The following is a 13,652-nucleotide window of genomic DNA, read 5'->3' as shown; positions in this document are numbered from 1 at the left end:
TCTGGTGCCAACGGGTCGACTAGCGTCATGCGCTGCGCCAGACGTTCGGTAGCGACGCGCGAGCAAGCTACCGTAGTCCAGAGCAGGCAACGTCACCGGTCCGATGCGACGCTCGGGCAACAGCCCCGCGCCCCGCGCCCTAGGCGAGGGGCCGCATGCGGCGCAGCCTTTTACTGGGCCGCCCGGCGAACGTCTACACGTTTGCGATGACGACTGGCCAGCAGCAACCCCGCACAGGCGAGCAGAATGAAGAACGTCGGATCGAAAGCTGCGTTGCCGGTCATCGTGCAGCCGCCCCCGCTGCCACTATCGTCGTCCTCGTTCGCCCCGGCGTCGCTGGCATCGCCTGCGCTGTCGGCGGTAACCGAAACGCTGGCGCTATCGCGATTATTACCGGTATCCGAGGATTCGTCGCTATCGAACTGGCGGGCCGTGACCGCAACCGTGCTTTCCAGGGTTTGTAGCTTATCGCCGGCCGTAGCGGTAATGCGCGCGGACAGGCTTTCGCCGGCGTACAACGCCCCGGCGAGCCGGCAGGTTCGCGTAGTGGCGGCTGTTGTGTTGCAGTCGAAGCTGCGTCCCACGAGCGCGCTCTGATCGGATATCGTGATCTCTGACAGGCCAGCCGGCAGCGTGACCGTCGTGACTACGCCGGTGGCCGCACCGATGGCCTGGTTGATCGTGTTCGCGCCGGGGAGTTCGGTGCGCACGGGTGCCACAATTTCGTGGTTGTTATCGACCGCCAGTCGATAGCCGACCGTTGCGCCGGGCGCGACCGAATTGTTCGCGGGTACCAGACTGACCGCCAGATCCACGTTTTCCGCGCCGACATAGCGCCGCGCATAAATGCCCGGTCGGGCGAATTGTCAGAGATTTCAGTCCAGATTGCAGCGTAGTCGCCGTCGGCATCGCTGGCGACATCAAGGTATGCCGGCGTCTGGCCGCTGTAGAGCGTGACGACTTCGGCGGGTTCGCCCTGTGCGTTATAACGTCGGGCAAAGACTTCATCGTTGCCACGCCAGAGGACAACGAACCGTCCCTTGGCGTCGTAGGCGAGACGGGGGTCACGATTGCCTTCATTACCGCTCACCTGGAACTGCTCTCCCAGTGGCTGGCCTGTGCTATCGAAACGGCGGGCGGTCACGATTTCGGCGTCGTCGTCGCTCCACGCCACGACGAACCGGCCCTCGGTGTCCATGTCGACTGCAGTCCTGAATGAATCGGTCGCGTCGCTATTTACCTGAATGGGGTCGCCTAGCCGTTGGCCCTGCGCATCGAACAGCTGGACGTAGACCGACGCATTCCTCGTCGAATCGCTCCGGCCGTCGATATAGCTGGCCACGAATGCACCCGACGGCGCGATCGCGACGTCGGTAATCAACTCGTTGTCGTCGTCGACAAGCGTAAACATGTCGCTTGTCGCGTCGCCCTGGGCGTTGAAACGCTGGATGACCTGGGCGCCGAACACGGTATCGTTATCGATGGGCCAGGCCGCGACCATATCGCCATTGTCGTTGACGTCCATATCGGCCAGCCCGTTTGCGTCGGCGGTAAGTATCGAACGGCCGCCTGTCGCCTGAAAGTCCCGATCGAAGCGTTGCAGTACCAGCGGTCGCTCGCCGCTATTGGCTTCCGGCAGCTGATTCCAGACCAGCACGATATCGCCGTCCGATTCCATAGCAGCTTCGCTATCCAGACGACTCTCTGCTGCAGTGAGCGTATCGATTATGACGGGTTCGCCCAAACCATCGCCGTTGTTTGGAAACCGTCGAGCGAGGATCGCATCGTTATCGTCGCTCTGATTTGCCTCGTAAAGGGTGACGACGTTGCCGAGAGCGTCGCTGAGTATGGCTATACCCTGTGCCGAATTATTATCGGTAACTGTCTGCGCGTCTTGGAGCGGACTATCCGCCATATCCGTATTGGCGCCGGCCAGTGTGGCACCGAGCAACAGCGCCGAAAAAGATAGGCCGCGGCCAAGCGCAGCCATGCCTGATATCCCGTATCGCATCCCCGTCCCCCTATTCAAATTGTGATCCGCCTGCAGGTATTGTTTTTTGAGCAGTCGTGTTCGAGAACACGCGGATTCTATTCGCTACGTGTTTCGTTCCCTTGACTAACCTATGCAGGCGCCAGTACGCCGTCAAACAGGGCCTCGTCGGAGTAATGGGAAAGATGCCGCGATCAGTCTTGTCTGCGGGCGCGATAGAGCCTGACGATGGTGACCAGGTTGGTCACCAGAATGAGGGACTCGGCCAGGGTGCCGCCGATTGAGCCGACCAGCAGGTTGCTGATGACCCAGCAGAAGGCGGCCACCGCCAGCAGCCAGCGCATGGCAATGCCCTCGAGCATGAACATGCCGTAGGTGCCGATCAGGCCGGCGGCCAGGGCCCAGGCATCGCGGGGCGCGGACCAGGTCACAACGGCGGCGATCACGGTCAGGCCTGCCATGACCAGCATGACCGCCGCGCTGCCCTTGTAGCGCCGAACCCAATGGATGCGCAGCACGATCAGGGCCGCGATCGCGGCGGCGGCCCAGCTGCGAAACATCGCGAACTGCAGGGCGAAGGCGACGTTGGCGAACAACAGTAGAAAGAACAGGCGATCGTCGCGCTTGCTGGCAAAACCGGCTACGCAAAGCGTCAGCGCAATCAGGCCGAACGCCTGACCCGCAAGCCAGCGCAGGGAAAGATCATCGAACATGCGGCCGGGCCGACACGAGAAGGATAGCAGGCAACGCTGACCGAAACGCGCGCTGCGATCAAGCCCGAGCCTGGGGACGCGGCGTTGCTTCGCGAGGCAGGACTTCGGCTACGTTCAACGCAGATGAGTGCCCACCGGGGCCGCACCCTGTGCGGCTGTCGTCGACTGGTCGATCGTTGCGGGGGGATGGAAAAAGCGCCCGCCAAATGAGGGATGACGGGCGAGGAGGGGGTGAGGCGCTCGAGCGTCTCGAGTGTATTGATAGAAGACCGGCCCGCGCGCCGATCGTGCGGCGGCGGGCCGGCGTGCTTTCTACTGGCTATAAAGCCATTCGGCGGGTTCGAGTACGCGGCTGTTGATGCGTACTTCGGCGATGTCGCCAAAGAACAGGTTGCCGGGATCGTTCTCGGTGCCGTTCATGCCGATCGACCACGGACGGCCGGGGGCGGCGAGCAGCCCCTGCTTGACTGCCTGGGCCGAGCGCATGGTCTGCTGGCCATTGACGTACATACGCAGGTATTCGCCGTCGTTGACCAGTGCGACGTGGTACCAGCGCTCGCGATCGAGCTCCCAGGACCAGGCGTCTTCCATCTTGCCGTTCTGGGACACCGTCACCCACTGCATTTCCGCGAGCGAAGAAATATTGAGTCCCGGCGCGGTGTCGCCGCCGCTGCAATCCAGGTTATGGAAGTTGCAGATATCGCTGACGTTGCGCAGATGGTTGAGCACGCCTGCCCAGTCGTAGGCGTCGGCGGACCAGTCGCGGGGCAGGCGTACGACCGCTTCGATGGTGTACTGCGGCAGATAGCCGCCGTTGCCGCTGGCGGCCTCGTCAAACGTCAGGCCCGGCGCGTCGCTGCGCAGATAGTAGCCGGAATAGCCGCCGTTCGGCGTGAACCGTGCCGAGCCCCTGGCATGGCCGAAGGCAGGCGCATCGTCGACGACGCGGAAATACTCCGATTCATCGCCGCTGCCCGGTGCCAGTCCGGTGAGTTGCATGGTGTTGCCGTTGCCCGAGGCATCGATGAACGCGGGATTGCCGTTGGCGCCCGTGACCTGATGGTCTTCGTCCAGAATCCAGTAGGCTTCGGTGCCGTCGATATTGCCGGCAGAGGCGGGAAGCGCGTTCTGGTTCAGGCCGGCGAAGCGTTCATCGAAATCCATCGGTACGCTGAAGTTCCAGCGCTCGACTTCATCTTCGGGCCCGCGTTCGGCTTGCGGGATGGCTGCCGCCCACGGCGAGAAAGAACGGAACCGCAGCATGTCGTTGTCGGTGTCGAACGTAATGAGCTGCAGCATGCCGTTGCCGCCCCAGAAGCCGGACTGGTAGTCCACGACTTCCATGAACACATCGCGACCATAGCGGTTCTTGGCGATCATCGACGCTTCGCCATGGTGATGGCCGTTGATGGTCAGAAAGATCTGGTCGTTGTCGTAGATCAGGCCCTGCCAAAGCCGCAGCCCGTGGTCGGTGAAAATGGCGTTGGTGTCGCCTTCATCGCCGGCGCCGATATTGAGCAGCTGATGCGTGGTCAGAATGGTCGGCATGTTCGGATGCGCGTCCAGCACCGACTGGGCCCAGTCGATGGTGGCGAAGGCGGTACGCCAGTCCAGCGCGAGAACCAGATACTGGCGCTCGGCACCCTGAAAGATGTGGTAGCTACCGAAGCCGGTCGGGTCGGCGCCCTGGAACGTCGAGAAACGTGCCGCCTGCTGATCGGGCGAGAAATAGTCGAGATAGGGCTCGGCGGCCAGGTCGCGCTCGGTGTCGTACTGCCAGGATTGCAGCACGTCGTGGTTGCCGGCCAGCACGCTGTAGGGCGTTTGTGGGTTGTCGTTGAGCACCGACAGCGACTGCATGGCCGCCGTCCATTCCTGGGGCGAATCGGCCAGGTCGACCACGTCGCCCAGATGCATCGTGAAGGCGATCTTCTCGGCCTGGTAGTTGTTGGCGATCCAGCGGGTCTGGGCGTCGAAACGCTCGGGCGAATAACGCGAGTACTTCTGGGTATCCGGTAATACCGCAAGCGTGAATGCGTTGGCCGCCTCGGTGTCGTTCGTGGTGTCGTCGTCGCTCTGTTCGCCACCGGTTGCGGGCGTGTCGGTCACGCGGTCGTTGTCGTCGTCGCTGCATCCGGTCAGCGCCAGCGCGACAAGCAGGATCAGCAGCATCGCAAACAGGCTGCGTGATCGTCGATATCGTTCGTGCCAATGTTCCATGGCTTCACAGTCCCCTTGTATGAAAATGAGACAAGAGGGTGTTACCCGGATATTAACGTTTCGCTAAATCGCGCCGGAAATGTTTGAAAATAAATATTTCTTTTATTTGGTGTGCCACAGGCAGGCCGACTCGATCAGCCTATGACCGGCCCTGTATCTCACTGCCCCTTGGTGTCGGTTCGTGGCCGGGTTGTTCCACGTTTGGCTCGATAGAGCGCCTGATCGGCACGATTGATGGCCGTTTCTAATCCACGTCATCTGTCTGGGTTGTGGCCACACCGATACTGATCGTGACCTGCAGGCTCTGATCGCCGACTGCGAAAGGCTGCCCTTCGGTCTGTTCGCGCAGACGTTGGGCGAGCGCTTCGGCTTCGTCGGGCTCGGTGCGCGGCAAGATCATCAGAAACTCTTCGCCGCCCCAGCCAATTGCTTCAAGCGGGCGGTATCGCCGGCCGGGGGCGCGTTCTTGTCGAAAGTGGAATGACATCGCACCGGCCCGGGCTATCGTGTGCGGGGATTGTTGACCGGATAACGGCGCGTGATCCTCGCGCTTTAACAGGCCGGACGGGGCCTTTAGCGTGTGGAAACAGAAGGCAGGGGCGACCGTGCGTGTTGGCCCCGGGGCTGGCACAGCGCAGAGAAAACGGCCGCTCCCGAGAGCGGCCGCCTCGCCAAAAGCACGGTCGGGCGGCGTCAGCCGTCTGCGGTAATACGCGCGATGAGTTCGTCGCGAACCGTCTCGGCGCGGGCGCTATCGACCTGACAGGTGCCAGCCGCGGCATGGCCCCCACCCCCGTATTCCAGCATCAGCTTGCCGACGTCGGTATTCGAGGATTTGTCGAAGATGCTCTTGCCGACGGCGAACACCGTGTTCTGCTGGCGAAAGCCCCACATCACGTGCATGGAGATGTTGGTTTGCGGGAACAGCGCATAGATGATGAAGCGGTTGCCCGCCCAGATGGTGTCTTCATCGCGCAGATCGAGCACCACCAGATTGTCGTGAACGCTGGCACAGCGTTTGACCTGTTCCTCGAACTTCGCCTGCTGTTCGAAGTATAGATCGGTGCGTTCCTTGACGTCGGGCAGCGCCAGCACTTCGTCAACGTCGTGATGCAGGCAGTAGTCGATCAGTTCCATCATCAGCTGATAGTTGCTGATACGGAATTCGCGAAAACGGCCCAGGCCGGTACGCGCGTCCATGATGAAGTTCATCAGGTCCCAGCCCTGCGGGTCGAGGACCTGATCCTTGTTGAAGTCGGCCGAATCGCCGCGGTCCACGGCTTCCATCATGTCTTCGGAAATACGCGGAAAGCGTTGCTTGCCGCCGTAATAGTCGTACACCACACGGGCAGCCGAGGGGGCCTTCGGATCGATGATGTGGTTATCGCGCTGGCCTACGCGCAGCGTTTCCGAGGAGTGATGATCGAAGGCCAGATGCACGCCTTCCACATAGGGCAGGTTGGTGGTGATGTCGCGATCGTTGATCTCGATCTTGCCGTCCTGCATGTCCTTCGGATGGACGAACTTGATGTCGTCGATCAACTGCAGCTCCTTGAGCAGCATGGCGCATACTAGGCCGTCGAAGTCGCTACGGGTGACGAGACGGTAAGGGTGATCGGCGGTCGTGGTCATAATCCGGTTTCCAGCTGAACAGGTCGGTCGAAAGGCAGACATGGCCGCGCCCCGAGTGGACACGCAGCGACGCCTGAAGGGTCAACGGCGGCATGAACGATCACTTGAGTCACGCCATGTATTGAGCTGTATCGGCAGGCCGCGGCGTTGATAAACCGCTGCAGGGCCAGCCGGGCAGCCAACGCGGGCCGACGCGACAAGGCGTTGGCGTAAGTGAATGAGCAATTCGATGCCGGTACAAAGAATAAGCGGTCAAGTTCCTGGGCGCACGGGAGGGCATTCAGTCGCCCAGCACGGCGACCCGAAACCGCCGCTTCTTGATGCCGGCCTGGCGTAGCCGATCCCGTGCCGCAACCGCGCGGCCGCGGGCGACGGCCACATAGCTGCGCACCGGGCTGATCTCGATCTTGCCCACCTCGTCGCCAGCGAGGCCGCCGTCGCCGGTCAAGGCACCCAGAATATCGCCCGGGCGCAGCTTGTCGCGCCGGCCGCCCTGAATGACCAGGGTGGCCATGGGCGGCTGGGCGCGGGCCGCCGCCTGTGTCTGCGGCCATCGCGACCAGTTCAGGCGAAAGCCCCCGGCGGCCGCAATACGTTCGGCGCGCTCTCGCTCGCGCGGCGTACACAACGACACCGCGCGCCCGGCTTCGCCGGCCCGGCCGGTACGCCCGATACGATGGGTATGCGTGTCGATATCGCGGGCCAGGTCCAGGCTGACCACCAGCGGCAGGGCTGCGATATCCAGCCCGCGGGCGGCCACGTCGGTGGCGACCAGTACCGCACAGCTCTGATTGGCGAAACGCAGCAGTACTTCGTCGCGTTCGCGCTGCTCCCGATCGCCGTGCAGCGCCAGCGCGGATACCCCGCGCTGGTTGAGATAGGCGCATACGCGATCGACTTCATCGCGCCGATTGCAAAACACCAGCGCCTGGGTAAAGGCCTTGCGACGTTGCTGGGTGTCGGCCAGCACCCGTTCCAGGGCGCCGAGCTTGTCGGCGTCGTCGACCTGGTGGAAGACCTGGCTGATGCGTAGCGGCTGGTTGTCCTGGGTGGCAGTGATTTGCTCGGGGTCGCGCTGCAACCGGGTCGATATATCGCGGATGGCGTCCGGCCAGGTCGCAGAAAAAAGCAGCGTTTGCCGGTCGTCCGGCAGGCTGGCCACGATCGCTTCGATATCGTCGATGAAGCCCATGTCGAGCATGCGATCGGCTTCATCGAGCACCAGCGTTTGCAGCGCGTGGGCCTGCAGGCTCTCGCGGCGCAGATGGGCGAGCACGCGGCCGGGCGTGCCCACCACCACATGCGGCGGCTGGGCCAGCGAATTGACCTGGGCGCGCATGGGTGTGCCGCCGCACAGGGTCATGAGCTTCACGTTCGCGATCGGGGCCGCGAACTGGCGCAGCGCCTGGCCGACCTGGTCGGCCAGCTCGCGCGTCGGGCAGAGCACCAGCGCCTGGGTCTCGGCACGCGCGACCACAAGCTTGTTGAGCAGGCCGAAACCGAAGGCGGCGGTCTTGCCGCTGCCGGTATCGGCCTGGCCGAGTACGTCGGCGCCGGCCAGAATGGCCGGCAGGCTCTGGGCCTGAATCGGCGTCATATGGGTGAAGCCGCGTGCGGCCGCGCTTTCGATCAGTTCGCGCCGCAGCGCCAGGGAAGAAAAGTCGTGCATGCGACATCATCGCATGCTGCGAACCTGCAGGCAGCGCCACGATGTGTGGTGCGCCATGGTGCTCGGCAGCCGCCGTGGGGATTGCCGCGGGCTTGAGCAAGGTCGCGCAAACAGCTAAGTTTGCCGCCGGGGAAACAGGCGTCGGGTTTGGCGCCGTATGGGGGACGAATGCGGGTTGTTGCGCGTTTTTTCGGCTTGTTGATCGTACTCGCGGGCGTCGGCGCGCTTGTCGTACCGTATTTTGTCGGCCGGCATTTCGAGGCCTCGTTTCGCGACTGGCTCGCGGGCGTTTCGGCGCAGTCGCAACTGCCGATCCGGCTGCTCGATTATGACCGTGGCTGGTTCGACGCCCGGGCACGGGTCGCGGTCGGCCCCGGGCCCGGCGTGCTTCAGTTCGGCATGGATATCGATCATGGACCCCTGCCGAATCTGCAGTGGGTCACCATGGATCTCGAACTGCGGCGATCCCCGAGATTTGGGGTTTTCGATGAAATGCCGGCCACGGGCAGCGCAGCCATCGGCTGGTTCGGCGATGTGGATATTGAAGTCGTGTCGCCGGCGGCCGAGCGCAGCATGTCCCCTGCAGCGGGCGATATTCGCCATATCGCCTGGGGCGGGTTAACCGCAAGACTTCATTACGTGCCCGATACGAGCCGATTCGCGTTGTCGATGGATATGCCCCGTGTGCTCGTGCAAAAAGACACCGGACGCTTGGATGTGCGCGGGCTGACCATCGATTGGCAAGGGCCCGCGGTGGCTGGCCCGCCGCGCCGGGCGGAAGACTGGCAGACCTCGCAGACGATCGGCGTCGACAGATTCACGTTCAAGCCGTCCGACACACGCATGACGACATTTGCCGGGCGTTTGCATACCGAGTCTTCGACGCCCACAGCGAATGACGTGGCGTTTTCCGTTGCGCTAGAAGTCGAGGACCTTCAGGCCATGCGGCCGCAGGCCGACCCCGTGAATGTGCCCCGCCTGCATGCCACCGCCACATGGAGCGGGCTCGATCGCGGCGCCCTGGAGCAGATGTTGGCTACCTTGCAGGAGGCCGTCCACGGGCCCGGGGACGGTGGTGCCGCGCGCATGCCGGATCGGGCCTATATCAAGAAGATCGTCGACGCCTATGCGCCCAGGGTGATGGCCGGGCAACCCACATTCGTCATGGAAGTGCCGGCCCTGGTCACCCATCACGGTGACTTCCAGGGACGTATCGAAGCGTCGTTGAGGCCGGCCGAAAACACGGCGGCTACGCCATTGACCGCCACCCATATTATGCAGCGTCTATCGGCGACCGGCCGGGCATCGATGAACGACGCACTGATGCACCGTTGGCTTGCACAAAATGTACCGTCGGCCGATGCGCAAACCGGGCTCCAGTCGCTCGCGGACAACGGTTTGGTGGAGTTGGACGGCGAGCGTGTGCGGGTACGATTTGCCTACGATCATGAGACCCTGTCTTTCAACGACAATGTCGCGCCGCCGGCGATGGAGCGTGCCTTTCGCGACGGCTTGATCCAGGGCTTTACCCAGGCTGCTAATAACGAGACGGGTCGGACCGATAGTCAGGCAGCGGCCGAGGGCACGCCTGAACCCGTAGACGGCGACGCACGCTTTGCGGCGTACAAGCGGCGTGCGCATGCAGTATTGTCCGCTCGGCAGACATACCCGCCCGAAGCGCTACGCGATCGCTTGCAGGGCACGGCGCGTATCCAGTTCACCGTCGAGCGCAGCGGCGCAATCACCGACGCATTGGTGATCGAGAGCAGTGGACACTCGGTGCTCGACCAAGCGGCGCTTAGCGCGGTGCGCGATACCGGCTCTCTTGAGCCGCCGGGCACCGGCGACGGGATCGTGTTGACCGTGCCTATTTCCTTTCGCCTGCGATAGCTCTTGATGCCGCGCCCGGGCTTTGGTCGCGCGAGTACGCGTGAGGCGCCTGCTTGGGTCAGGAATCGCTCACGCAACCATACCTGGCTTACAGCGGGTGCGTGCGCTATCGACTGATCGGTCGATAGCCGGGGCGTTGCTCGACGCGGATGCGTACGGTTATGCGAATGCCTGTTCGAGATCGAGATACGCGCCGCTTTGTTCGCGAATTTCCCGTCCCTGTTCAACAATTTCTTGCGAGACATCGGTGAAATGCGGGCGCTGTGCCATGCCCTCGAGCCAGCCTGCGACGTGTGGACAGCCCGAGAAGCGATAGCCCACGGCCACGATCTGATACAGCTCACAGGCCAGGGTGAGATCGGCCAGGGTCGGGTGTGCGCCCCCGCACAGGGTCGGCTGGCTGGCCGCCTGCTGTGCGAGCTTATGATCGAGCGTGGCCAGACTGCCATGCAGGCCGTCCTGCAAGGGTTTGAGCGCGGTCGCCTGCAGCTCGTACTTGAGCATGGGCAGAGTCAGATGCAGGTTCATGATGTCGTGGTACATGTCGTAGGCGCGTACGTTGTTGTGGTGCCAGGCCATCCAGGTATCCACCGGTGCGGCCGCTAGCGGCTCGGCCGGATACCAGCGCGAGGCGAGTTCGCGATTGCGCGCCACGCGGCACAGATACCGCATGACGGCATGGCTTTCACCGATCGAGGTATCGGTTCTGCCGGTCGATTCGTTTTCGACCACGAGGGCCGGGATCGTCTGCAGTGCGTTGATGTCGCGCGCAAACCACGACTCGCGGGTTTCGCCGTTGGCGAAATCCACTTCGTGCCAGCGATAGGGCATATCCAGCTCGCGCAGCAGGATTTCGGCGGCCCGGCTGGGCTGCGACAGACGGTGTGCGTAGAGATGAAGCGTCATGGCGAGTACCGAGTGTGATGAATGATGGTCTGGTCGCGACGCCTGTCCTGGTCCGAGCAGGCGGCGCGCCAGAAACCGGCACGCGATTTCATTGTGGGTTGCATACCGGTGACAGCGCGCGGGAACCGTTTAAAGTGCGCCTCGCAACACCTTGGAACCGTGAGTCGAAACATGCGACAGACCCGGCGATGGCCTGACCCCCGTGCCTCGATGCCGGCCCGTGCCTGGGCATGGGTGGCCGTACTGGCGACGGTGGGCCTGAGCGCCTGCGGGGCGTCTTATCACGGACCGAGCGAGGACGAGGTGCAGGCCGCCGTGAAAGCATCGCTACAGCGTTTCGACGAACCGGTGCAAAGCCGAATGGCGCCGCAGCTCGCGCGGATGACCCGAAGCGATTTTGCCGATCGCCTGCATCGGGTCCGCTTCATCGACGACGAACAATGTCGGCCGCGAAGCGAACCGGCGGAACCGGGTGATGCGCCGCCCCCGGGTGCGATCTACGATTGCCCGGTGTCGATCACCATGCGCATGAATCGCGACCCGCTCAGCGATGCCACGGGGCTGCCGGATACGCGCTTCAAAGGCCAGCTGCCTCTGGTGCGCCGCGAAGAGGGTTGGGCCTTGACCGACGATTCCATCGCTCGCGAGATGATCGTTTCTCACCTGTTCCACGAAAGCGGCATGGGCAAGCTGTTCCAGTAACGTAGGCGCCTATCGTTCAGGCTGGCACGCCCCGGTCGCCCGCGGGCCATGGCGCTCAGGAACGCTTGTCGCCCAGCGCTTCGACCACGGCGTTGGCGTTGTCGAAATGATCGCCTTCGAAGCTGCGCAGCTGCTTGAGCAGGTCGTCGGGCGCGCCGTTGCTGGCGGCCACGCCGGCCAGTTCGCCGCCGGTGGCCGGGAAATCGGCGCCCTCAAGATAGGTGGCCAGATTGATCGGATCGTTGCTCATACAAGCTCGCGTTAATGAAGTTGACGCTAGCGAAACAGACTTAGCCGCCCCGGTCAGTCCGTAGTTCTGCGCAGTGCGCTCTCCGGGCCAGCAACGACAGCCCGCACCATGACGCATCGTAAACAGTGTCCGGCCGAAACGGCGCGTCCGCGCGCATAATGGTGCGACTTGCGACAAGGGGCACGACGCGACCCATGATTTTCGACGGACGGCGTATGCCAGCGCCCGGCACACGGCTTTGCATGGCTGCGGTACTGGCCATGATTGTTACCCAGGCCCTCGTGCTGCTGGCCATGGGCCACCCGCTGATCTGTGCATGCGGGCATGTCGCACTGTGGCACGGGGCGGCGTCGGGGCCGCAGACATCGCAGCATCTGACCGACGTGTACAGCTTTACCCATGTCGAACACGGGCTGCTGTTCTATGCGTTGATCACGTGGCTGCTGGCCGGCGCGCCGTTTCGTACGGTGGTGCTGGTGGCCTTCGGTATCGAGGCGGTCTGGGAAGTGCTCGAAAACACGCCGTTGATCATGGACCGTTATCGCCAGACCGCGCTTGCGGCCGGGTACTTCGGCGACAGCGTCGTGAATTCGCTGGGCGATACGCTTTCCATGGCCCTCGGCCTGGCCATTGCGCGTTGGGCGCCGGTGCGGGTTTCCATCGCGCTAGCGCTGCTTATCGAGTGCGTTCTGTTAGTCGCGATCCGCGACAATCTCAGCCTCAATATCATTCAGTTGGTGGCCCCCATCGAGGCGATCAGCGCATGGCAGGCGGCCGGCTGACGCAACGCCGATGTCGCCCCGTGCTGCGCGAATCCGGCAGTTCCGGCCGGTTCGGTCGCCGGGCTCGTGACGTAAGCGCATGAAACGCCTTACGCTGGCACACCGCGCCGCCAACGACGGCGTGACGGGCTGGGCAGGCATGCGATGATAAACGTCCATTCGTTGCATCACCCGCTCGAGCCTACTGCCATGCCGGATTTCAAGCCGCGCTCCAGACTGTATTCAACCGCTGGCCGTGCCTGGCTCGTGCTGGCCTGCCTGGTGGGCCTGGCCGCCTGCGGTGCCGACGATGAAAGCGCGGCACAAGTCGACGCCGAAAGCAAAGCGCAATCCACGGTGGCGGCTGCCGAGCAGGCACGTTGCCCGGCCGGCGATGCGTTGATCGCCCGGGTGCGTGCCCTGCAGGCGGATGGTTCCGACGCCGAAATACGTCGCTGGCTGGACGATGTACGCGCCGGCGGCGACGCAAACGACACCCGCCCCGATCAAGAGCGTACCGGCTGTGCCAGCTTTGCGACGTTGGACGACGAACAGACCGAACGCTATGTGGCGTTGCTGTACAGTGGGCCCGCGCGCATGGCGCCGGCCCTGGCACTGCACCAGACCCCGGCCGCGCAGAAAGCCATTCTGCGCGCCTATCGCGACGACCCCGATGCGGTAAGCGACAACCCGGGGCTCGCGGCCGCGCTCGCCATGGCCCAGATCCAGCAGGGCGAAAGCTATGAAGCAGCCTACGAGGACCTGTCCTTTGCCGCCCTCAACGACGGTATCGACCCCGGCTACGTACGCGGCTATTTGAACCACTTCGGCTGTGGCTACGAAGACGCGGTCTGGGCGGCCAAGAGCAAGGACCGTATCGATTTCCTGGCCGGCGATGCGTTTCCGCCCAGCACCCCCC

Annotated in this window: 13 protein-coding genes; 4 read left to right on the top strand and 9 right to left on the bottom strand. The window is 63.5% G+C overall.

Translation table 11 applies throughout. From position 1 onward, the window contains the following. Window positions 1-170: 170 nt before the first annotated feature. The 7 genes from C84B14_RS07520 to dbpA form a co-directional block, all read right to left on the bottom strand. Entirely contained in the window at window positions 171-710 is a 540-nt protein-coding gene (locus C84B14_RS07520; protein ID WP_353223043.1) for a JDVT-CTERM domain-containing protein, read from the bottom strand. Continuing rightward, window positions 647-1,990 carry a hypothetical protein gene (locus C84B14_RS07515; protein ID WP_353223041.1) on the bottom strand — a complete coding sequence of 448 codons (1,344 nt, stop codon included), beginning with the start codon at window positions 1,988-1,990 and terminating at the stop codon, window positions 647-649. Before C84B14_RS07515 ends, C84B14_RS07520 begins: the two co-directional genes overlap by 64 nt. 194 nt (window positions 1,991-2,184) lie before the next feature. Beyond that, on the bottom strand, window positions 2,185-2,703 hold the full coding sequence (locus tag C84B14_RS07510; protein ID WP_353223039.1) for a YgjV family protein: 519 nt from the start codon (window positions 2,701-2,703) through the stop codon (window positions 2,185-2,187). A gap of 312 nt (window positions 2,704-3,015) precedes the next feature. Further along, window positions 3,016-4,923 carry a LamG-like jellyroll fold domain-containing protein gene (locus C84B14_RS07505; protein ID WP_353223038.1) on the bottom strand — a complete coding sequence of 636 codons (1,908 nt, stop codon included), beginning with the start codon at window positions 4,921-4,923 and terminating at the stop codon, window positions 3,016-3,018. 244 nt (window positions 4,924-5,167) lie between these two features. Next, complete coding sequence (locus C84B14_RS07500; RefSeq protein ID WP_353223036.1) at window positions 5,168-5,410, bottom strand: GGDEF domain-containing protein; 243 nt, start codon at window positions 5,408-5,410, stop codon at window positions 5,168-5,170. 206 nt (window positions 5,411-5,616) lie between these two features. Beyond that, the gene (locus tag C84B14_RS07495) at window positions 5,617-6,555 is read right to left on the bottom strand and encodes an exopolyphosphatase (protein WP_353223034.1); all 939 of its coding nucleotides are present in this window, start codon (window positions 6,553-6,555) and stop codon (window positions 5,617-5,619) included. 280 nt (window positions 6,556-6,835) lie between these two features. Next, a complete protein-coding gene (gene dbpA / locus C84B14_RS07490) occupies window positions 6,836-8,224 on the bottom strand; it encodes an ATP-dependent RNA helicase DbpA (RefSeq protein ID WP_353223032.1) in 1,389 nt (462 codons plus the stop codon). 168 nt (window positions 8,225-8,392) lie between these two features. Between dbpA and C84B14_RS07485 the strand changes: the two genes are divergently transcribed. After that, window positions 8,393-10,114 (top strand): DUF945 family protein, encoded by a 1,722-nt coding sequence (locus C84B14_RS07485; RefSeq protein WP_353223030.1) that lies wholly within the window; start codon window positions 8,393-8,395, stop codon window positions 10,112-10,114. A gap of 159 nt (window positions 10,115-10,273) precedes the next feature. On the opposite strand, the gene C84B14_RS07480 is transcribed toward C84B14_RS07485, so the two are convergent. Then, window positions 10,274-11,020, bottom strand: a complete 747-nt coding sequence (locus C84B14_RS07480) for a glutathione S-transferase family protein (protein ID WP_353223028.1) — start codon at window positions 11,018-11,020, stop codon at window positions 10,274-10,276. Between the two features lie 159 nt (window positions 11,021-11,179). Here C84B14_RS07480 and C84B14_RS07475 point away from each other — a divergent pair, with 159 nt between their 5' ends. Next, on the top strand, window positions 11,180-11,722 hold the full coding sequence (locus C84B14_RS07475; RefSeq protein ID WP_353223026.1) for a hypothetical protein: 543 nt from the start codon (window positions 11,180-11,182) through the stop codon (window positions 11,720-11,722). Window positions 11,723-11,777: 55 nt separating this feature from the next. Here C84B14_RS07475 and C84B14_RS07470 read toward each other — a convergent pair whose 3' ends face one another. Further along, the gene (locus C84B14_RS07470; protein WP_353223025.1) at window positions 11,778-11,972 is read right to left on the bottom strand and encodes a DUF2795 domain-containing protein; all 195 of its coding nucleotides are present in this window, start codon (window positions 11,970-11,972) and stop codon (window positions 11,778-11,780) included. Between the two features lie 242 nt (window positions 11,973-12,214). On the opposite strand from C84B14_RS07470, the gene C84B14_RS07465 reads away from it, so the two are divergent. Then, a complete protein-coding gene (locus tag C84B14_RS07465) occupies window positions 12,215-12,754 on the top strand; it encodes a DUF2585 family protein (RefSeq protein WP_353223023.1) in 540 nt (179 codons plus the stop codon). A 189-nt stretch (window positions 12,755-12,943) separates the two neighbouring features. Further along, window positions 12,944-13,652 (top strand): hypothetical protein (locus tag C84B14_RS07460; RefSeq protein WP_353223021.1); only part of this gene is annotated, 709 nt, incomplete at its 3' end.

This window comes from Salinisphaera sp. C84B14 (genome assembly GCF_040361435.1).
Classification (GTDB): Bacteria; Pseudomonadota; Gammaproteobacteria; order Nevskiales; family Salinisphaeraceae; genus Salinisphaera.
This window is presented reverse-complemented; position numbering and strand designations above follow the sequence as displayed.